This window comes from Chryseobacterium sp. VAUSW3 (assembly GCF_002205795.1).
GTDB lineage: Bacteria > Bacteroidota > Bacteroidia > Flavobacteriales > Weeksellaceae > Kaistella > Kaistella yananensis.
The window spans coordinates 652,320-671,386 of record NZ_NIUY01000001.1 but is presented as its reverse complement, the minus strand read 5'-3'; the positions used below and the strand labels follow the sequence as shown (position 1 = coordinate 671,386).

The window sequence follows — 19,067 nt, the reverse complement described above, 5'->3', positions numbered from 1 at the left end:
AATTGCGTAATTTAGATTCTACAATTTTAAAAACAAGAAATATGAAAAAACTTTCCTCTTTATTTTTAGCAGTATGCGCTGCGGCTGCATTTTCTGCGCAACTAACAGTGCAGACTGTTTCCCAGGGTGTTGTAAAACTGACTTACGGTGCTACCAACGACTATTCGATTTATGAGCCGGGTTTCGAAGTTCCAACTTTTTGGGTTCATGTGTGGAGTAATGCCGCAGACAACAGTACGGGAACTGTGTATGATGATGCGTGGACCAATTCTACAGTCTCGATGAATTGGGACAGCAGTGCCGGTGCCTATGTAGGGACAATTAACCTGAACACCAAAGTTTTTACCAATGGAAACAAAACTTTCCCTTCCGGAACTATGGTTAATAATTTAGGTTTTGTTTTTAAAGACCAGCAGAATGGCGCAACGAAACAGTCTGGAGACCTTGCAGCAACCACTTATGGGTTTACCAGTACAACTACAGATGCTACTTTGGCGGTTTCTAATCCTGTGACGGGTAAAAAATCCAGTGTTATCGCAGGTAAACTTTATCCGTCCAGTAAAGGTAATCTTGAAATTTCTGTTTACGAAATGTCGGGGAAACTTGTAAGATCATTCAAAGCAGTGGCCAACGGAACTCCAATTGAACTGAATGTGTCACGAAACGGATTGTATTTGGTGAAAATCACAAACGGTTCTGAAAGCGAAGTAGTGAAATTTGCCGAATAATTGATTTATCAACTGATTCAGAGATCGCTTTTTAGGAGCGGTCTTTTTTATTTTTGATTAAATGGTACAAAAAACATAAATTTGCGGCCATATGAATTTCTCTTTTCTCATTCTCGAATTTCTGAAGCAACAGGGCCAGGTTTTGGTGCCGGGTTTTGGGACTTTTTATCTGAAAAACACCAATGCTTTGGTGGATGAAGGCGGGAAAAGTATTTTGCCTCCCGGAAAAGAAGTCGCCTTTCAGATTGGGAATTCAGCGGCAGATGATTCGTTTGTACGTTTTGTCGCGCAGCAAAAAAATATTCCGGTGATCGATGCTGAAATTGAGGTGAAAAAGCAAACCAATTTCTGGTATTCGATTCTGGAGAAAGAAGGGAAGTTTGTACTCGAAAATATTGGGACTTTTATTCTAGACGACAGCCAGATTCACTTTACCGGAAACCGGACCGAAAACCTTTCGCCTGATTTTTACGGTTTGGAAGAAATTCACCTTTCTGAAATAAAAAATTCCGTAGCGTTAAGTAAACCTGAGGATCATCAGACTTCTTACCGTTTCAGTAAAACGCTTTACTGGCTCGTTCCGTTGCTTTTAGGGGTTTCAGGACTGGCTTATTTTGGAATTACCCAGCCGGAAATTATTTTAGGAAAAAAATCTTTCGGAAACGGTCTGGAACCTGCACCTGCAACTAAAATTGTAAAGGCTTCCATTAAAAAAGATTCAGTTAAACAGGATTCTGCCACGCTGATGAATCCGGTGATGGATTCTGCAAAAACAGATTCTTTAAAATCTAAAGCCATTGCACCCGTTCCGGGAAAAAAATGGAGTTCCCAAAAATACTCAAAATCAAAATGGAAAAAATCAAAAAAGCGTCAGAATCATTAACGGTGATGACGAATATCGTTTTGCCCAACGAAACCAATTCTCTTAGAAATCTTTTCGGTGGCGAACTGCTCGCAAAAATGGACCGTTGCGCATCAATATCTGCAGCGCGTCATTGTGAAAGGCGTGTGGTAACGGCTTCTGTAAATCACGTGTCATTCAATCATCCGATTCCGGAAGGCGGAATTGTAGTGCTGGAATCCAAAGTTTCGCGCGCATTTTCAACCTCAATGGAAATTTATGTGGATGTGTGGCTCGATGATCCGATCAATCAGAAAAAAATTCATACCAACGAAGGAATTTATACGTTTGTTGCGGTAGATGAATTTAACCGTCCGATTCCGATCCCCAAAATGGAGCCCGAAACTGATATGGAAAAACTCAGATTTGATGCCGCTTTACGAAGAAAAGAACTTTCGCTTATTCTTTCCGGAAGAATGAAGGCGGCAGATTCCACCGAACTGAAAAAACTGTTCTCGGTGTAAATGATGAAAATCCTTCAGCTCGATACCAACCATCGTTTAATTACAGAACAGCTTTCTGCAAAAGGTTTTATGCTGGATGAAGACACCACGTCCACTTATGATGAAGTGCTGGAAAAGATTGCAGATTATGAAGGCATTATTATACGAAGCAGAATTCCTGTTGATCAAAATTTTCTCGAGCACGCCAAAAACCTGAAGTTTATTGCAAGAGTAGGCGCCGGGATGGAAAATATCGATGTGCGTTTTGCGGAAGAACGGGGAATAAAACTCATCAGTTCTCCGGAGGGAAACCGCGATTCTGTAGCGGAGCACGTGGTGGGAATGTTGCTTATTCTGATGCACAGACTCTTCATCGCTTCAGCTGAAGTAAAAAACGGAATCTGGAAGCGTGAAGAAAACCGCGGGGACGAACTTCTGGGAAAAACTTTCGGAATCATCGGCTACGGAAACATGGGAAAAGCCGTTGCCAGAAGACTTTCAGGCTTCGGCGTTAAAGTGATTTTTCATGATATCCTGCCCAATCTTTCCGATGAATTCGCAACGCAGGTTTCACTGGAAACTTTAAAGAATGAAGCTGATATTTTAAGTCTTCACATCCCGATTACCGACGAAACCTATCATTTAATTGATGCGCAGTTTATTTCCGGGATGAAAAAAGATTTTTATTTCATCAATACTGCTAGAGGAAAAAATGTGAAAACGAGTGATTTAGTTGAAGCAGTACGTTCCGGAAAAGTAAAAGGTGCCTGCCTCGATGTTTTGGAATATGAAAAGGCTTCATTTGAAAATCTGGAAATAGAAAATACTGATTCCGCATTTCTGCTGCAGTCCGAAAAAGTGATTGTAACGCCTCATATTGCGGGATGGACTGTACAGAGTAAAGAAAAACTTGCGCAGGTTATTGTAGACAAAATCCTGGCCGGGTTTGCTTAGGATTAACAAATTTTTATGATTTGAGTCTTATAAAACTGATGCGAAATCCCTTATCTTGCGGGCATTTTTCAGGTTAAAAACTCTTCAATGAAATTATTCCGAATTATTTTTTTTCTTGCCATTTTTAGTCTGGTCTTGTTTTCGTGCAAAAAGGAAAATACAGACAGCGAAGAAACCAAAACAACTTTACCGAATTTCGGAAATGTAGAACTCGACGAAGTTTTTAAAGAAAACAAACTTAAGAACAGAGATTCTATTGTTTCTGTCATCGACAGTTACTACAAAAATGTCTGGGAAAAAGGTGATCTCTGGGGCGGTTTTTTAGTAGCGATAGGCGATGAAATTCTTTATGAGGGTTACCGAGGTTTTACCCAGGACAATAAACAGGGCCCGGTGAACGATACGGTTGCGCTGCACGTAGCTTCCATTTCAAAATCGATTACGGCAATGGCTGTCATGAAACTGATTGAAGCCGGAAAACTGGAGCTGCATGCTCCCTTAACCCAGTATTTTCCCAAATTTCCTTATCCTAAGGTTACTGTGTTCACACTGCTTTCCCAACGGAGCGGTTTGCCGAAATACGAATATTTTATTGAGAAAATAGAGCCTGAACCTGCCGAACTTTCCAAAGAATATATTTCCAATCAGGATATCCTCAATCTGTTGATCCGTTATAAACCCGATCTGGCGCGGGAAACCAACACCGGATTTATGTACTGCAATACGAATTATGCGTTACTGGCCCTGTTGGTAGAGCATGCTACCAAAATCCCTTTTCCGGAAGCGATGCAGCAGATTGTCTTTCGCCCTCTGAAGATGAAACATACCTATATTCTTCAGGAAAAAGATATGGAAAGCGCAGCAAAATCTTTTTACCAGCGCGGCCCACGCGTTTATCCATATGACAGGCTGGATCTGATTTATGGTGACAAAAATGTTTACACTACACCGAGGGATCTTCTTAATTTTTCAAAAGCCATGTTTGCCAAAAACTTTCTGCGTGAAGATCTGTACAAAATGGTTTTCGAGCCTTACAGCAACGAACGGCCGGGAATTAACAATTACGGTCTTGGTTTCAGGATGAAGGTCTTTAATGAAAATGAAAAACTCACGTACCACAACGGCTGGTGGCATGGTACCAACTCGGTTTTCGGCCATTTATTGAAATCGAATGTCACCATTATCGCAATAGGCAATAAATATTCGAGCAGGGTTTATACCTCGTTGGCGCTTTCAGGTTTATTTGAAGATTTCCCGTACGAAACCGAGAAATTAGTGAAGACATTAAACCAGAACGATACGATAAAAAATAGTTCCGCAGCAGATTCTCTGAATGGTAACGATTCCTACAGCGAATAATTTTAGTAATTTTGCGTAAAACTTTTTCATGAAGAAACTGTGTTTTCTTTTCCTGCTTAGTCTCATTTTACTTTCCTGTGCAAGGGTGGGTTCGCCTGTAGGCGGCGCCAAAGATTCAATTCCGCCCAAAGTGGTGGGTACGAATATCGATTCGTCGCGGGTGAATGTTCCGAGAGATATCAAGGAGCTGCGCATCGATTTTGATGAATATATTACGCTGAAAGAAATCAATAAGCACCTGATTATTTCGCCGCCGCTCCGCAAAATGACCAAAATTCTTCCCTCAGGAATGGCCAATAAATACCTGCTGATTAAATGGGAAGACACTTTGCAGGCCAACACTACTTATAATTTCAATTTCGGGAATGCGATTGTAGACAATAACGAGGGAAATGCGCTTCAGTATTATAATTTCGCGTTTTCTACCGGTGATAAAATCGATGATCTCTACATCAGCGGAGACCTGAAAAGTCTGATCAGCGATAAAGATCAGAAATCATCCGAACCGAATTTGGTGGTAGGGCTTTATCAGGATAAAGATTCCATGGATTACCGCCAGAAACCTTATTATATCGCCAAAGCTGATCCAGACGGTTATTTTGAACTGAATTATCTTTCACCCGGAACATACAGGATTCTGGCTTTTGAAGACAGTAATTCGAATTCAGTTTACGACCCTGGAAAAGAAAAAGTAGGTTTCCTGAAAGACAAAATTGTTTTAGATAAAAATATATCAGGACTTAAACTCAATTTATATCCTTCCCGAAAAGCCCAGAAATATGTAGAAATGAAGGAAATGCCGGGAGGAATTTTAATGACGTTTGAAGGGAATCCCCAGAATGTAAAGGTTCTTTCCTTGAATGAAAAACTGCAGGATTATAAAGTGACGCATACGCCAAAATCGGATTCTGTAACTGTTTGGTTTGATGCTAAAAAACAAAATGTAGGAATCGCAACCAGTGAAAACCTGAAATTCAGTTATGATGATGGCGTGAAGCAGGATACTGTATCGGTTTTTTACCGTCTGAATACGAAGAACGAAATGGCACTTTCCAATTCAAAGGGTAATATTTTGCCTCCAAACCAGGATTTTGTGATCACTTCAAATTATTTTATCGACAGGATTCAGCCGGAAAAATGGACTTTGGTTTCCGACAGTATTCAGCAGGATTTCACGGCGCAGATTTCTGAAAAAAATCCATTTGAAGTCCGTATTCAGTCGCAGTTTAAAGAAGGTAAAAAGTATTCTTTAACCGTCCCGAAAGAAACAGTTTCGTCTTTCTATGAAACCATTCAGAAGTCTTACCGATTTGATTTTGAATCTGATAAAACCGAAAATTACGGAACATTGGTCTTAACATTAGAAAATGCACCTGAGCAAATATTCTGGCTGCAGTTGTTGAGCGAAAACGGAAATGTTTCCTATTCAAAATACGGAAAAGAATCCAATCTAACCTTCAGATCGGTGAAACCGGGCAAATATCAGATAAGAATTCTGGTTGATAATAATGAGAACGGAATCTGGGATTCTGCCGATTTCCTTGCCGGAGAATTTGCTGAAGACGTCTATATCTTCGAAAAAAATGTGGAAATAAGGCCGCTTTGGGAGATCCGTGAAAAATGGAACCTTCAGCCGGTTGCTGAAACAACAATATCTGCAGATCCAGCCAGTGAAATAAAACCGACAATTCCTGTGGAACAGCCTAAACCGTCAGATGAAAACTTTTAAAAATATTGTTTACTGGTCGCTTATTGTGATCGCTTTAATTCAGTTTATTCCGGTAGATAGAACGAACAAACCGGTGGATCAGAAAGTAAATTTCGTTGCGGTTTTCAATACGCCGCCGAATGTAAAAAGTATTCTGAAAAATGCCTGTTACGATTGCCACTCCAACGAAACGGTGTATCCGGATTATGCTTATGTAGCCCCGATTTCGTGGTCGATAAAAAACCATGTCAGTGAAGGGAGAGAACATCTTAATTTCTCGGAATGGGGGAATTTTAACCGTGATCTGAAGAAAAGCATGCTGCAGAATTCGGTACGTTCAATAAAGGACTATACCATGCCTTCGCCAGGCTACATTGCGCAACATCCTGAAGCCAATCTTACCACGGCAGAAAGAACTTTACTTATAAATTATTTCGAAGATATTCTGAAATCAGAGCGCTACTGATTATCTTCTTACAGGTCTCGGTCTGTTGAAGATGGAAAGAATAACGCCTGCAAAAAGACCAATGGTCTTAATGGAAGTAAACTTGGAATCCGGCGGTAAAAAAGCACCGATAATACAAAGCGCAGCTGCGGCATACATCGGATAAAGAAAGTTTTTATTCGTTAAAGTAGGAGCCTGGAAAAAGAAACTTGCTCCGATTAAAACGTAGAAAACTCTGTGGTAAAGGAAATCATTGATTTCCGGAGAAAAAAGGTTAAAAAATCCTACAATTAAGCACAAAAGTGCTGCAATTGATAAAATTCCCTGGATGGTCTGTGTATTGGTATTCATTAATAACTTTCTGATTTGTTAGGGAAATCTGCGGATTTCACATCTTTTACATAGTGAGAAACTGCTCCGGTGATTTCGGTATATAAGTCTAAATATCTTCTTAAAAATTTTGGTGAAAAGCCCTGATTCATGCCCACCATATCGTGGTAAACAAGAACCTGTCCGTCGCAGTCAGGTCCGGCACCGATTCCAATGGTAGGAATGGAAATACTTTCTGAAACCTTCTTCGCCAAATCTGCAGGAATTTTTTCGAGAACCAGCGCGAAACAGCCCAGTTCTTCCAGAAGTTTCGCGTCACTCATCAGTTTTTCAGCTTCTGCATCCTCTTTCGCGCGCACTTTATACGTTCCGAATTTGTAAATTGATTGAGGCGTTAATCCCAAATGTCCCATTACCGGAATTCCAGCGTTCACAATTTTTCTGATAGACTCTTCAATCTCTGCTCCTCCTTCAATTTTAATGGAATGTGCACCGCCTTCCTTCATCATTCTTACGGCTGATTCCAGTGCTTTTTCCGGGTTGCTCTGGTAAGTTCCGAAAGGTAAATCTGCCACAACCAAAGCTCTTTCAACACCGCGCACCACACACTGGGTATGGTAAATCATCTGATCCAGCGTAATCGGAAGCGTAGTTTCGAAACCTGCCATTACGTTGGCTGCAGAATCGCCGATCAGGATAGAGTCTACACCGCCTGCATCCACCATTTTAGCAGTTGTGAAATCATATGCGGTAAGCATGGTGATTTTTTCTTTGTCGAATTTCATTTTTCGCAAAGTCTCGGTGGTGATTTTTTTAATTTCAGAATGTACAGACATGATCGATGGTTGTTTTTGGTTACTGAGAATCACAGGTGAAAGAATATTCATTCACCTGCGATCTTCAATAATTATTTACAGCGTAACGTGACCCAGTTTTATGAGTTTTTCGTGATTTAAAATCTTAATGGTTCTGCCTTCAACTTCGATGAGTTCATCCTGTTTGAATTCAGAAATTAAGCGGATTGCACTTTCGGTTGCCGTTCCGATAATATTGGCAATTTCTTCGCGGGTTAAGGAGATTTTAATGAAACCTTCAGGATCGGTTCCTAATTTTTGTTCCAGCAGAAGCAAAATTTCTGCAAGTCTTTCGCGCACGGTTTTTTGTGCTAAAAAAGTGACGGTATTTGAAGATTCGCCCAGTTCGAAAGCGATTTTCTGTAACATTACAAAAGAAAGCTTCGGACCTACTTCCAAAAGGTGAAGAAAAATATCGGAAGGCAGAAACGTGGCTTCCACATCAGTCATTGCTTCAGCTTTTGCCTGAAACTGCTCACCGCAAAGCAATGAACGGTAACCGATTAAATCGCCTTCTTTGATGAAACGCAGAATTTGCTCTTTGCCGTAAACGCCCTGTTTAGAAAGTTTTGCTGTTCCTTTTTTAAGGAAATAAACTCCGTTGGGAGTCCCACCATCCTCGAAGATGGTTTCACCTTTATGAAATTTAAGATTCTGTTTTACAGAAAGATATTTTTTATAATCTTCGGGTGAAAGCATTTCCTGGAAGGACTCATCGCTGAACACTTTCAAGAGGTTTTCCTCAATTAGGGTTTGTTTTTCTAACGACATTTTTTTATGACATTTATCAGCAAAAATAGGGTATTTATAAGCCAGCCACAAATTTATTTATTATAATTTTGCATGAAATTTTTTATATAAAATGCCTGAAAACTGTTTTCATTGCGGACAAAACATAGAGAAAGAGCGAATTTCATTCGATGAAAAGATCTTTTGCTGCAATGGATGCAAATCCGTTTACGAAATCCTGAATCTGAATAATCTTAGCGATTTTTATGAACTCAATAAAAAATCCGGAATCCGGCCAAATGACGACAATACGTCCCAGTTCGATTATCTCGACACGCCGGAAATCTTCGAGAAAGTAACCGATTTTTCTGAGGGAAATACCAGTCTTGTGAATTTTAAGATTCCTGTTATTCACTGTTCATCATGTATCTGGCTTTTAGAAAGCCTGCAGTCGCTAAATCCCAATATCAATTATTCTCAGGTCAATTTTACCCGCAAAACGGTACAGATTTCCTTCAATCATAATGAACTGAAACTAAGCGAACTGGCGAAATTCCTTACAAGTTTAGGTTACAAACCTGTGGTGAACCTTGAAACTGCAGAGAAAAAAGAAGAATCTTTAGACAAATCCCTGGTGATTAAACTTGCAGTTGCAGGTTTTGCTTTCGGGAACGGCATGTTTTTCAGCTATCCGGAATATGCTGAACACGTAATGGGAACAACCGATTTCTGGATGGCGAAGTACAAGCATCTTTTCCGGTTTATCATGTTCTTGCTGGCTACCCCGGTGGTTTTTTATTCCGCTTCAGATTATTTTAAATCCGCATGGTTTGGGCTGAAGAACAAGATTGTAAATATTGATGTCCCGATTGTTCTTGGAATTATCATGCTTTATGGCAGAAGTATTTATGAGGTGTTGACGGATTACGGCCCAGGATATTTCGATACGCTTTGCGGACTGCTTTTTTTCATGCTTTTAGGGAAACTTTTTCAGAAAAGAACTTACAGCGCGCTTTCCTACGACAGAGATTACAAATCTTTTTATCCGATTGCCGTTACCAAAGTTGATTTCAACGGGAAACAGGAAAATATTTTGCTTTCGGATCTGAAAGTGGGGTACCGGATTATGGTCCGTAATCAGGAGATTATCCCGGTGGATGCTATTTTGATTAACGGTGAAGGCAATATCGACAATAGTTTTATTACAGGTGAAAGTGCTTCGGTACCTAAAAAACCTGGTGACAAGATTTTTGCCGGCGGGAAACAGGTGGGATCAGCGCTGGAACTTGAAGTGATTAAGACTGTGAACCAGAGTTACTTAACTCAGTTATGGAATAAGGAAGCGTTCAGAAAGCACGAAACAGGTTTAGATACATTAACCAACCATATTTCCAAATATTTCACTTTTATAATTTTGGGAATTACCCTGATTGCCGGAATTTATTGGGGAAGAATTGATTTTGAAAAAATGTTTCAGGTCGTTGCTGCGATTCTTATTATTGCCTGCCCGTGCGCGCTGGCCCTTTCGGCACCGTTTACTTTTGGGCACGTGATGCGGATTTTGGGAAGGAATAAATTCTATGTAAAAGACACTTTAACCATCGAAAAAATTTCGAAAATCAGCACTTTGGTGTTCGATAAAACCGGTACAATCACTCACAATAAGGAAGCAAATATTCATTTTGAAGGCAATGAGATTGAAGATTTTGATCTGAAAAATATAAAGTCGCTCGTCAAAAATTCAAACCATCCATTATCAAAAGCGCTATATGATTTTCTGAAAGTTGAGGACGAATATTTTCCTGTTGAAAAATTTGCGGAAACTCCCGGAAAGGGCTACGAAGCAGAAGTCCGCGGGACACTTTATAAGATAGGTTCTGCAAAACTGATTGGTGAAGAAGCTAAAAATCTGGAAACCGCGGTTTATATCAGTAAAAACAATGTCTTTATTGGGAAGTTTGTCTTCAAGAATGAATACCGGAAAAATCTAAGTACTTTATTTAAAAATCTTGCAGGTTACCGTGTTCATGTGTTGAGCGGCGACAATGCATCTGAGGAAACGCAGCTCAAGAAAATTATTCCTGATTTTGATGGAATGGCATTTAACCAAAATCCTGAAGATAAACTAAATTACATTAAGAAACTGCAGGACCGCGGCGAAAAAGTGGCCATGTTGGGTGATGGGCTTAATGATGCAGGCGCACTGAAGCAAAGTAACGTGGGAATTGCGGTTGCAGATGATACCAATTCTTTCACCCCCTCCTCCGATGTGATTATGTCCGGCGAAAAACTGGAGAAACTGAATGATTATCTTAGTTTTTCCAAAGACGCGATGGTGATTGTAAAGATTACTTTTGCGATCAGTTTTTTCTACAATATTATCGGTTTGAGTTTTGCGGTTACGGGACACATGTCGCCATTGTTTGCGGCGATCTTAATGCCGATTAGTTCGATAAGTGTGGTGGCGTTTACGTCAATTTCCACTTGGTGGCGAAGTACGAAATATTTTAAAATCAAATAAAAAAGAAGGTTTAACCGTGCGAATTTCTCTACGTAATTCAGAATCAAAAACTTAAACCGAGAAATTTGATTATTTAGAGAGATTTTAAATTAACAAACTTTAACGTTTGTTGAGGAATATCATATTTTTTAAGTAAATTTGAACCGGTTTATCCCTAAATTTGCACCGCACATGGATATATTATATTTAATGATTCTTTGCAGCGTGTCGCTGGCTGTGGTCTTTTTAATCGTTTTTATTGTAAACGTAAAAAAAGGACAGTTCGAGGATGATGAATCTCCCGCGGTCCGGATACTTCTCGACTCAGAAATTATCAAAGACGAGCCGGGATCTGAAGAAGAAAATAAACCAGAATTAAAAAAAATAACAGAAGCAAAAAGTGATTAGTTAATATGGAAACACAAAAGTTTAGTTATGACAACAGTATTGTGCGTGCGTTTCTTTATGCAACCGTAGTCTTCGGGCTTGTCGGTTTTTTATTAGGACTTACCGCCGCATGGATGCTATTCTATCCGGAACTTCCTGAGTATTTTCTTGGGACAGACGACCCAACCATCGTAAGTTTACGAAGCGGTGATCTGCAGGGATTAATCAATTCCCAGGGGGCATTTGGTTTTGGGCGGATCAGGATGCTGCACACCAGCGCAGTAATTTTTGCATTCGTATGTAATGGTTTCTTCGCGGGTGCCTATTACTCTATGCAGCGCTTGCTTAAAACAAGAATGTTCAGTGATACCCTTTCCTGGATTCACTTCTGGGGATGGCAGCTGATGATTGTTGCTGTTGTTATTACCTTCTTAATGGGAATCAATACTTCCAAAGAATATGCAGAACACGAATGGCCGATTGATATTTTGATTACCATTATTTGGGTGATCTTCGGTATCAACATGTTCGGTACCATTGCAAGAAGAAGAGTGCGTCACCTGTACGTTGCAATTTGGTTCTATTTGGGAACATGGGTTGCGATTGCGATGCTTCACATTTTCAATAACTTAGAAGTTCCACTTTCCTTTACCGGCTGGAAATCTTATTCTGCATACGCAGGGGTGAAAGATGCATTGGTTCAGTGGTGGTACGGGCATAATGCGGTAGCGTTTGTACTTACAACACCGGTTCTTGGTTTGATGTATTACTTCTTGCCTAAAGCAGCAAACAGACCAGTATTTTCCTATAAATTATCAATCATTCACTTCTGGTCACTTATATTTGTTTATATCTGGGCGGGGCCACACCACTTACAATACACTGCTGTACCGGGATGGGCGCAAGCTTTGGCTACAGGTTTCTCTATTATGCTTATCGCACCGTCTTGGGGAGGTATGCTGAACGGGCTTCTTACTTTAAGAGGTGCCTGGGATAAAGTCCGTGAAGATCCTGTTCTTAAATTCTTTGTCGTTGCAGTAACTTGTTATGGTATGGCAACTTTCGAAGGACCGCTTTTAGCAACTAAAACTTTAAATAAAATCGGTCACTATACAGACTGGGTTATTGGTCACGTTCACGTAGGCGCACTTGGCTGGAACGGATTTATGACATTCGGTATGGTTTACTTCCTCTTACCAATCCTTTGGAGGACAAAACTATGGTCTGTAAAATTAGCTAACTGGCATTTCTGGTTAGGAACTTTAGGAATTATTTTCTACGCGGTTCCTTTATATATCTCAGGATTTACTCAAGGGTTAATGTGGAAACAGTTCAATCCAGACGGAACATTAGTGTATAAAAACTGGTTGGATACTGTAACTGCCATTATTCCTTACTATCAAATGAGATTTGTTGGTGGTTTGCTTTATATCGCCGGAGCTATTTTAATGGTGGTGAATGTCGTTGCTACGGTAAGACAGGGATCATTCCAGAAAGAAGTTCCTGCTGAAGCACCAGCACTTGCTAATGTTACCAAGCAAAGAAAAGAAGGAGAAGGTCTTCACCTTTGGTTAGAAAGAACACCTGTGTTACTAACAATACTTTCTTTTGTTGCTGTAGCCATTGGGGGATTTGTAGAAATTGTACCTACGCTTGCAATTAAAGATAACGTTCCTACCATTGCGGCAGTGAAACCTTATTCACCACTTGAATTGGAAGGTAGGGATTTATACATCAGAGAAGGCTGTAATTCTTGTCACTCCCAAATGATCAGACCCTTCAGAGATGAGGTGGTAAGATTCAACGGGAAAAACGGACAGTACTCTAAAGCAGGTGAATTTGTTTATGACAGACCGTTCCTTTGGGGTTCTAAGAGAACCGGTCCGGATTTGCACCGTCAGGGTGGTAAAAACCCAAGTTCATGGCATTACAAACACATGCTGAATCCACGGGTTACTTCCGCAGGATCTATTATGCCCCGTTATCCATGGTTAATTGCTAATGACCTCGACAGAAGTAAAATGGTAGATAAGGTAAAACTGATGAAGAATACTTTTGATGTTCCTTATACCCAGGCACAGATTGATTCGGCAGACCAGTGGGCAGATAACCAGGCGGCATTCATTGTGAAGCAGATTTATTCTGAAGCAGCAGACGTAAAACTGGCCTACGAGCAAAGAAAAGCAGCAGAAGGCGCTAACTTTACTCCGCTGGAAAAGAAAGAAATCGTTGCTTTAATCGCTTACCTGCAGAGATTAGGTACAGATATTAAAACTACCGAAATCAAAACTGCAAGTTCAAATTAATCACTAATAAATAAAGTGCATCCATGATACCGCAAAATGTAAAAGATATTCTTTCCAACGGCGAAAATGTGGGTTTTTACCAGACATTGGCAATGTTGCTCTTTCTTTTCTTTTTTCTGGGGATTGTATATTATGTTTTTTCCCGTCCGAAAAAACACTATGATGAAGAAGCAAATGCACCTTTAGATGATGATATTGAAGATAAAAACTTATAATTTTTTAAATTAACTACAATGAAACAAAGAACGCCGGTTTACATAACCATTCTCATTATAGTGTGCCTATTATTTATCGTGCTCTATATGTTTGTTCAGAATACTTCTTTCCTTGCGTCGCCGTATTTTTGGGGAACTGTAATTATTGCTTCCATTATTGCGATGATACAGCATTCAATAGGTGATTTGGTAGAAAATGCTAAATTTAAAGCACTCTCTGATGAAGAAAAGAAATTGTATCTCGAGTCTAAAAAAGTTCCTTACTTTAAAAGTCTTTATAACAGTGCATTCAAAAAACAATCGGCTACAGAAGAAAAGGATATTCTTATAGACCACGGTTTCGACGGAATTATGGAGCTTGATAACCAGTTGCCGAAATGGTGGCTTGGCTTATTCTGGTTCGGTGTTGCATACTGCGCGGTTTATATGGTATCTTATTTCGTGTCAGATTTTGCTGATCAAGGCATTGAGTATGATGAGGAATACAAGGCACAAACGGCGAGCATTGCTAAATGGATGGAAGAAACCCCGCCACCAACCATTGAAGACGCGGTTTATTCACCAGACAATATTGCTGCAGGTGAGGAGGTATTTAAAACCAACTGTGTTTCTTGTCACGGTGACGGAGGTAAAGGTGGAATTGGACCTAACTTAACAGATAATACCTGGATCAACCAGCCTGAAAAAACTTTATTCAAAAACGTATTCCACATGGTTGAAAACGGAAGTCCGAACAACCCTACCATGCAGGCATTTGGGAAAAACGGCGTTCTTACAGGTTTTGATATCCAGAATGTAGCGGCATATATTTATCATATAAACCAGGAACAGACCCCAATAACTCCAGATAAAGGCGGTGCTGCTCCACAAGGAACACCAGCAAACTGGGAGAAATAAAGTTTAACATAAACTGTATAATTTGAAAAAACATAATTCGTTATCTTTGTAAAATCAGATAACGGATTATGTTTTTTGATTTAAAAAAAGTTAAGAAAAAATGTCGGATGATCAGAATTTCAAAGGTGGACAAGGACAAGTAGTAGAAGCAGAAACTTTCAGGGATTCTGTTGGCACCATGGATCAGGCTGGGAAGCGAAAGTGGGTATTCCCTAGAAAACCCAGTGGCAGATATACCAATTACCGCACACTTGTAGCCTGGTTTCTTCTCGCAGTTTTTTTTGCACTACCATTTGTTAAAATTAACGGGAATCCTTTCCTTTTAATTAATGTAATCGACAGGCAGTTCTTTATCGCAGGTCAGCCATTTTATCTGCAGGATTTTTTCATTCTGGCGTTAGGTGCAATTACTTCCATTGTTTTCATTATTTTATTTACTGTTGTTTTCGGAAGAATTTTCTGTGGATGGATTTGTCCCCAAACCATTTTCCTTGAAATGATTTTCCGTAAAATTGATTATCTTATTGAAGGTGACCGGAACAAGCAGATGAAACTCGACCGTCAGGAATGGAATACCGAGAAAATCTGGAAACGGTCTTTAAAATGGTCAATATTCATCATTATCTCCCTGATCATTACCCACTGGATGTTTATGTACATCGTAGGTTATCAGGAAGTTTTTGATATGATTCAGGAAGGCCCGTTCACCAACTTTACAAGTTTTCTGGTGATGATTATCTTTACCGCTGCGTTTTATTTTACTTTCGCATGGTTCCGTGAGCAGGTTTGTACGCTTGTATGCCCATACGGAAGATTACAGGGCGTACTCATTGATAAGCAGACCATTAACGTTTACTACGATTTTAAGAGAGGCGAGAACCGCGCAAAATGGAGAAAAGGTGAAGACCGAAAAGCAGCTGGAAAAGGCGACTGTATCGACTGTAACCAATGTGTTGTAGTGTGTCCCACCGGAATCGATATCAGAGACGGCCAACAGCTCGAATGTGTAAACTGTACGGCGTGTATCGATGCCTGTGATGAAGTGATGGTAAAAGTGGGACTTCCGAAAGGCCTTATCAGATACGCAACAGAAGACGAAATCGAAAAAGAAACGAAATTCAAATTCACCGGAAGAATGAAGGCATATACCGCCATATTGCTTCTTTTGATAGGTTTCTTAGGATTTCTCCTGAATAACCGGGGTGCCATGGAAGCTAAATTTATCAAACCTGCCGGCTCATCCTTCTTCGTGAGAGATGGAAAAATTAATAACACGTATAATTATACTTTCCTTAACAAATCGAATCAGGATCAGGTCGTTACGATTAAGGTTATCGAACCGCAGCATGGAGAAATTACCGTAAGTGCTTCCGACAAGATTCTTGTGAAGAGAGATCAAATGACCAAAGGTACGGTGAATATAAGTTTCCCTGAGAAAGAAGTAAAACTCTCTAAACAGAATGTGAAAATCGGAGTTTACGATCAAAAAGGCGAACTGCTCGACACCTTCGAAACTTATTTTGAAGGACCATTTAAATTACAATTTTAATTATGTTCAAAAATTTCAGCTGGGGACACGGTGTTGCTGTAGCACTCGGCTTATTTATGTCCTTTATACTTTTTCTGATTTTTGTATTCTCCAGCGGAATGCAAAATTCTGAACTTATTTCAGACAGTTATTATGAAGATGAGCTGGCTTATCAGGAAATCATTAATGCAAAAAACAATGCTGATCTGCTGACCGAAAAGCCCGTTTATCATCAAAACAAAGAAGGAATTACAATTACTTTTCCTCAAAGTGTAAAGCCCGAAAATGCCAATATACACTTTGAACTTTTCAGAACCGATGACTCGAATCTTGATGTGAAAAAAGACATCCCGCTTGATGGTAAAAATCAGTTCCAGATTCCCGCAAAAGTAATTTTTCCGGGCTCCTATACTTTGAAAGTGAAGTGGGAAAACAATAAAAAACCTTATCAGGTCGATTACGACATCCAATGGAAATAGCACTTATCTTTTCGGCACTAGCGTTGGGATTTGCGTCAGGGTTTCATTGCATCGGAATGTGTGGACCTATAGCACTGTCATTGGGTTTAACTAAAAAGCAGGCGGCGAATTATTATCTTCAGAATCTTACTTATCAGTTCGGGCGCATTGTGACCTATTCGTTACTGGGCGCTTTGCTGGGAATTTTGGGTCAGGGGTTTGAAATGGCTGGATTCCAGAAATACCTTACAATTGGAGCGGGCATACTGCTTATCATCATGGCCGTATTTTCTTTCGGTGGAAAAGATTTCGCTTCTAAAATTCCATTTTTATCCCAGTTTCTTTTCAAAGTGAAAATTAATTTAGGGAAGTTTATGCAGAAAGCGGATTACAGATCCCGCTTCAGCACTGGAATTCTTAATGGTTTTTTACCGTGCGGAATGGTGTATATGGCACTTACCGCAAGTCTGGCGGCAGGCGGAATCTGGCAGGGGGCTACTTTCATGGCTTTATTTGGACTTGGAACTTTGCCTTTTATGTTTTTCGTCGTTTTGCTTGGAAACCTGATGACAACAGCATTCAGAATTAAAATTTTAAAGTTTGTACCGGTAATGATGCTTGTTTTAGGCGGGCTTTTCATTCTTCGCGGTCTGGAACTCGGTATTCCTTATATTTCTCCAAAAGAAGAGGCATTACACATCATTCACAACAATTCTACTGAACATCAGCAGGGCAACCACGAGACCTGTCATTAAATTCGCTATATTTGAGTCTAAACGATGGTTATGGATTCAAAATTAATTCTCTTTCTGATCCTATTAAATTCTTTGATGTTTTCTCAGGAAAAAAGTGACAAATTATCCAATGAAAGTGTTTCATTTAAATATGAAAAAATACAAACTTCGGATGATGGGATTGGAGTTATTGGAAGCAACGAGAGGCGGGCGTACGCAACTTTTGTTGAAAGCAATATAACTGAAAAAAGTCAGACATTTTTTCATCAGATCAGATTCAAAAGCATTAATTTCAGCAAGAAACCTTCGGAAATTTACCTTTGCATTTATGAAAACGACAATGGTTTCCCTGGGAAACTACTTGATGAAGCAAAATATCTTGTCTACATTCCAACCCGTAAGACTTTGATTACTGCGGATTTATCAAAACTCAATATTAAAGTTCCGGAAAATGGATATTTCATCGGTTTTGAATGGGTGCTTTCCAAAGAAAATGAAATAAAGGGTAATGTCAAGACGCCGAACTTGCCTTTTAATCCTACCATTTCAGGCTATACAGGAAAAACTGCGAATCTGTATACAAAACGCAAAAAATGGAGGAAGGAACCGGATGCCAGTCTGGTAGCAGGTTTAGCACTGGATATTTCTTATCTTCAAGATCTTTTAGTTCAAACTCAGTAATTTTTAAGGGAGTTTTAAATAGATAAAACATCCAACTCCCTCGTTCACGTATTTTTAACTTAGGTACAAAATTTGAATCGAATTGCAGTACTTAAAAAGAAAAAATTATGGTTAATCAGATGAGAATTTGGGTATCAGCATTTGCCTTTGCAGTCTTAAATTCGTGTTCTGTGAATACAGAAACTACGTATTATAAAGATTCTGCTACGAGCATGGAATCTAATATTATAGTGGATCAAAGCATGCTCGGAATGATGAGCATGATGGGCGAAAACAAAGATCTAATCGAGAATTCCAAAGAATTAAGGGCTCTTTCCACCGAATGGAAAAGTTTGTACGATATCCAAAAAAACGGTAAAATTACGCTGAACAAAGACTCCGCGAAAGTCCTGCAAAAACTTTTCCTGAAGATTAATAAAGACCAGGGGCAGGTGTATGGACTTTCACTTAAATATGATAAACTGTTGCCGGGAGAAATCGCCAGTCTTCTGTCGCAAAGCAAACAACTTAAAAATCTGCCTTTACAGAATGTGGCAAGCTGGAATGGGAAGGTTTTAACCATCGACACCGAAAAATTCAATTCAACTGAATTCCTGAATGAAATTGCTAAGAACACGCCGGATTCAGAGAACACCAAGCCTAAAACGAAAAGTGATTCCCTTGAAGTTTATGGTAAGCAGATGGCAAAAGGAATGGTTGGAATGATGAAAATGTTTAATATGAATCTGAACAGCACAATGAAGTTTCAGAAACCCATAAAATCCATCGTAGGGAAGCATGATTTTGTAAAACAGATTGATAACAAAACGATACAGATTAACGTAAGGACAAACGATCTTTTGGACAACGGAAAAGTCCTTACCAATAAAGACAAAAAGATTATTATCACCACAGAATAACAAAAAAACCA

20 protein-coding genes are annotated in these 19,067 nt (G+C 39.6%); 17 read left to right on the top strand and 3 right to left on the bottom strand.

The window, feature by feature from the left end; genetic code table 11:
• Positions 1-41: 41 nt before the first annotated feature.
• The 7 genes from CDW55_RS02970 (at position 42) to CDW55_RS02940 (ending at position 6,559) form a co-directional block, all read left to right on the top strand.
• Positions 42-728 (top strand): T9SS type A sorting domain-containing protein, encoded by a 687-nt coding sequence (locus tag CDW55_RS02970; protein WP_088468228.1) that lies wholly within the window; start codon positions 42-44, stop codon positions 726-728.
• 91 nt (positions 729-819) lie between these two features.
• Positions 820-1,611: a hypothetical protein gene (locus tag CDW55_RS02965; protein WP_088468227.1), complete on the top strand. Its 792-nt coding sequence runs from the start codon at positions 820-822 to the stop codon at positions 1,609-1,611.
• On the top strand, positions 1,578-2,093 hold the full coding sequence (locus CDW55_RS02960) for an acyl-CoA thioesterase (RefSeq protein WP_088468226.1): 516 nt from the start codon (positions 1,578-1,580) through the stop codon (positions 2,091-2,093). Before CDW55_RS02965 ends, CDW55_RS02960 begins: the two co-directional genes overlap by 34 nt.
• A gap of 3 nt (positions 2,094-2,096) precedes the next feature.
• Complete coding sequence (locus CDW55_RS02955) at positions 2,097-3,026, top strand: 2-hydroxyacid dehydrogenase (RefSeq protein WP_088468686.1); 930 nt, start codon at positions 2,097-2,099, stop codon at positions 3,024-3,026.
• Between the two features lie 87 nt (positions 3,027-3,113).
• The gene (locus CDW55_RS02950; protein ID WP_088468225.1) at positions 3,114-4,385 is read left to right on the top strand and encodes a serine hydrolase domain-containing protein; all 1,272 of its coding nucleotides are present in this window, start codon (positions 3,114-3,116) and stop codon (positions 4,383-4,385) included.
• Between the two features lie 28 nt (positions 4,386-4,413).
• Entirely contained in the window at positions 4,414-6,114 is a 1,701-nt protein-coding gene (locus CDW55_RS02945) for an Ig-like domain-containing domain (RefSeq protein WP_088468224.1), read from the top strand.
• Positions 6,101-6,559 carry a heme-binding domain-containing protein gene (locus CDW55_RS02940; protein ID WP_088468223.1) on the top strand — a complete coding sequence of 153 codons (459 nt, stop codon included), beginning with the start codon at positions 6,101-6,103 and terminating at the stop codon, positions 6,557-6,559. Before CDW55_RS02945 ends, CDW55_RS02940 begins: the two co-directional genes overlap by 14 nt.
• Here the strand turns inward: CDW55_RS02940 and CDW55_RS02935 are convergent, their stop codons facing one another.
• From CDW55_RS02935 to CDW55_RS02925, 3 genes are all read right to left on the bottom strand, one after another.
• Positions 6,560-6,889 carry a hypothetical protein gene (locus tag CDW55_RS02935; protein ID WP_088468222.1) on the bottom strand — a complete coding sequence of 110 codons (330 nt, stop codon included), beginning with the start codon at positions 6,887-6,889 and terminating at the stop codon, positions 6,560-6,562.
• A complete protein-coding gene (gene panB, locus CDW55_RS02930) occupies positions 6,889-7,704 on the bottom strand; it encodes a 3-methyl-2-oxobutanoate hydroxymethyltransferase (protein WP_088468221.1) in 816 nt (271 codons plus the stop codon). The genes CDW55_RS02935 and panB overlap by 1 nt, the downstream gene beginning before the upstream one ends.
• A gap of 75 nt (positions 7,705-7,779) precedes the next feature.
• Positions 7,780-8,493, bottom strand: a complete 714-nt coding sequence (locus tag CDW55_RS02925) for a Crp/Fnr family transcriptional regulator (RefSeq protein ID WP_088468220.1) — start codon at positions 8,491-8,493, stop codon at positions 7,780-7,782.
• A gap of 91 nt (positions 8,494-8,584) precedes the next feature.
• Here CDW55_RS02925 and CDW55_RS02920 point away from each other — a divergent pair, with 91 nt between their 5' ends.
• The 10 genes from CDW55_RS02920 to CDW55_RS02875 all read left to right on the top strand — a co-directional run bounded on the left by CDW55_RS02920 (position 8,585) and on the right by CDW55_RS02875 (position 19,056).
• Entirely contained in the window at positions 8,585-10,972 is a 2,388-nt protein-coding gene (locus CDW55_RS02920; protein WP_088468219.1) for a heavy metal translocating P-type ATPase, read from the top strand.
• A gap of 171 nt (positions 10,973-11,143) precedes the next feature.
• The gene (ccoS, locus tag CDW55_RS02915; RefSeq protein WP_088468218.1) at positions 11,144-11,359 is read left to right on the top strand and encodes a cbb3-type cytochrome oxidase assembly protein CcoS; all 216 of its coding nucleotides are present in this window, start codon (positions 11,144-11,146) and stop codon (positions 11,357-11,359) included.
• 5 nt (positions 11,360-11,364) lie between these two features.
• Positions 11,365-13,644 carry a cytochrome-c oxidase, cbb3-type subunit I gene (gene ccoN / locus CDW55_RS02910; RefSeq protein ID WP_088468217.1) on the top strand — a complete coding sequence of 760 codons (2,280 nt, stop codon included), beginning with the start codon at positions 11,365-11,367 and terminating at the stop codon, positions 13,642-13,644.
• A gap of 23 nt (positions 13,645-13,667) precedes the next feature.
• Positions 13,668-13,859 carry a cbb3-type cytochrome oxidase subunit 3 gene (locus CDW55_RS02905; protein ID WP_088468216.1) on the top strand — a complete coding sequence of 64 codons (192 nt, stop codon included), beginning with the start codon at positions 13,668-13,670 and terminating at the stop codon, positions 13,857-13,859.
• 18 nt (positions 13,860-13,877) lie between these two features.
• Positions 13,878-14,756: a c-type cytochrome gene (locus tag CDW55_RS02900; protein WP_088468215.1), complete on the top strand. Its 879-nt coding sequence runs from the start codon at positions 13,878-13,880 to the stop codon at positions 14,754-14,756.
• Positions 14,757-14,856: 100 nt separating this feature from the next.
• Positions 14,857-16,305, top strand: coding sequence for a cytochrome c oxidase accessory protein CcoG (gene ccoG / locus CDW55_RS02895; protein ID WP_088468214.1), 1,449 nt, complete (start codon positions 14,857-14,859; stop codon positions 16,303-16,305).
• Positions 16,306-16,307: 2 nt separating this feature from the next.
• Positions 16,308-16,763, top strand: a complete 456-nt coding sequence (locus CDW55_RS02890) for a FixH family protein (RefSeq protein WP_088468213.1) — start codon at positions 16,308-16,310, stop codon at positions 16,761-16,763.
• On the top strand, positions 16,754-17,497 hold the full coding sequence (locus CDW55_RS02885; RefSeq protein ID WP_088468212.1) for a sulfite exporter TauE/SafE family protein: 744 nt from the start codon (positions 16,754-16,756) through the stop codon (positions 17,495-17,497). Before CDW55_RS02890 ends, CDW55_RS02885 begins: the two co-directional genes overlap by 10 nt.
• Before the next feature lie 30 nt (positions 17,498-17,527).
• Complete coding sequence (locus CDW55_RS02880; RefSeq protein WP_088468211.1) at positions 17,528-18,157, top strand: hypothetical protein; 630 nt, start codon at positions 17,528-17,530, stop codon at positions 18,155-18,157.
• 107 nt (positions 18,158-18,264) lie between these two features.
• The gene (locus tag CDW55_RS02875; protein ID WP_088468210.1) at positions 18,265-19,056 is read left to right on the top strand and encodes a hypothetical protein; all 792 of its coding nucleotides are present in this window, start codon (positions 18,265-18,267) and stop codon (positions 19,054-19,056) included.
• Positions 19,057-19,067 lie beyond the last annotated feature (11 nt).

Bases quoted from the DNA above. Each gene is read 5' to 3' on its own strand.
- CDW55_RS02945 (WP_088468224.1), top strand. From the start codon at position 4,414: ATGAAGAAACTGTGTTTTCTTTTCCTGCTTAGTCTCATTTTACTTTCC.
- CDW55_RS02955 (WP_088468686.1), top strand. From the start codon at position 2,097: ATGAAAATCCTTCAGCTCGATACCAACCATCGTTTAATTACAGAACAG.
- panB (WP_088468221.1), bottom strand. From the start codon at position 7,704: ATGTCTGTACATTCTGAAATTAAAAAAATCACCACCGAGACTTTGCGA.
- ccoN (WP_088468217.1), top strand. From the start codon at position 11,365: ATGGAAACACAAAAGTTTAGTTATGACAACAGTATTGTGCGTGCGTTT.
- CDW55_RS02935 (WP_088468222.1), bottom strand. From the start codon at position 6,889: ATGAATACCAATACACAGACCATCCAGGGAATTTTATCAATTGCAGCA.
- CDW55_RS02960 (WP_088468226.1), top strand. From the start codon at position 1,578: ATGGAAAAAATCAAAAAAGCGTCAGAATCATTAACGGTGATGACGAAT.
- CDW55_RS02880 (WP_088468211.1), top strand. From the start codon at position 17,528: ATGGATTCAAAATTAATTCTCTTTCTGATCCTATTAAATTCTTTGATG.
- CDW55_RS02970 (WP_088468228.1), top strand. From the start codon at position 42: ATGAAAAAACTTTCCTCTTTATTTTTAGCAGTATGCGCTGCGGCTGCA.
- ccoG (WP_088468214.1), top strand. From the start codon at position 14,857: ATGTCGGATGATCAGAATTTCAAAGGTGGACAAGGACAAGTAGTAGAA.
- CDW55_RS02925 (WP_088468220.1), bottom strand. From the start codon at position 8,493: ATGTCGTTAGAAAAACAAACCCTAATTGAGGAAAACCTCTTGAAAGTG.
- CDW55_RS02890 (WP_088468213.1), top strand. From the start codon at position 16,308: ATGTTCAAAAATTTCAGCTGGGGACACGGTGTTGCTGTAGCACTCGGC.
- CDW55_RS02920 (WP_088468219.1), top strand. From the start codon at position 8,585: ATGCCTGAAAACTGTTTTCATTGCGGACAAAACATAGAGAAAGAGCGA.
- CDW55_RS02905 (WP_088468216.1), top strand. From the start codon at position 13,668: ATGATACCGCAAAATGTAAAAGATATTCTTTCCAACGGCGAAAATGTG.
- CDW55_RS02885 (WP_088468212.1), top strand. From the start codon at position 16,754: ATGGAAATAGCACTTATCTTTTCGGCACTAGCGTTGGGATTTGCGTCA.
- CDW55_RS02875 (WP_088468210.1), top strand. From the start codon at position 18,265: ATGGTTAATCAGATGAGAATTTGGGTATCAGCATTTGCCTTTGCAGTC.
- CDW55_RS02940 (WP_088468223.1), top strand. From the start codon at position 6,101: ATGAAAACTTTTAAAAATATTGTTTACTGGTCGCTTATTGTGATCGCT.
- CDW55_RS02950 (WP_088468225.1), top strand. From the start codon at position 3,114: ATGAAATTATTCCGAATTATTTTTTTTCTTGCCATTTTTAGTCTGGTC.
- CDW55_RS02900 (WP_088468215.1), top strand. From the start codon at position 13,878: ATGAAACAAAGAACGCCGGTTTACATAACCATTCTCATTATAGTGTGC.
- CDW55_RS02965 (WP_088468227.1), top strand. From the start codon at position 820: ATGAATTTCTCTTTTCTCATTCTCGAATTTCTGAAGCAACAGGGCCAG.
- ccoS (WP_088468218.1), top strand. From the start codon at position 11,144: ATGGATATATTATATTTAATGATTCTTTGCAGCGTGTCGCTGGCTGTG.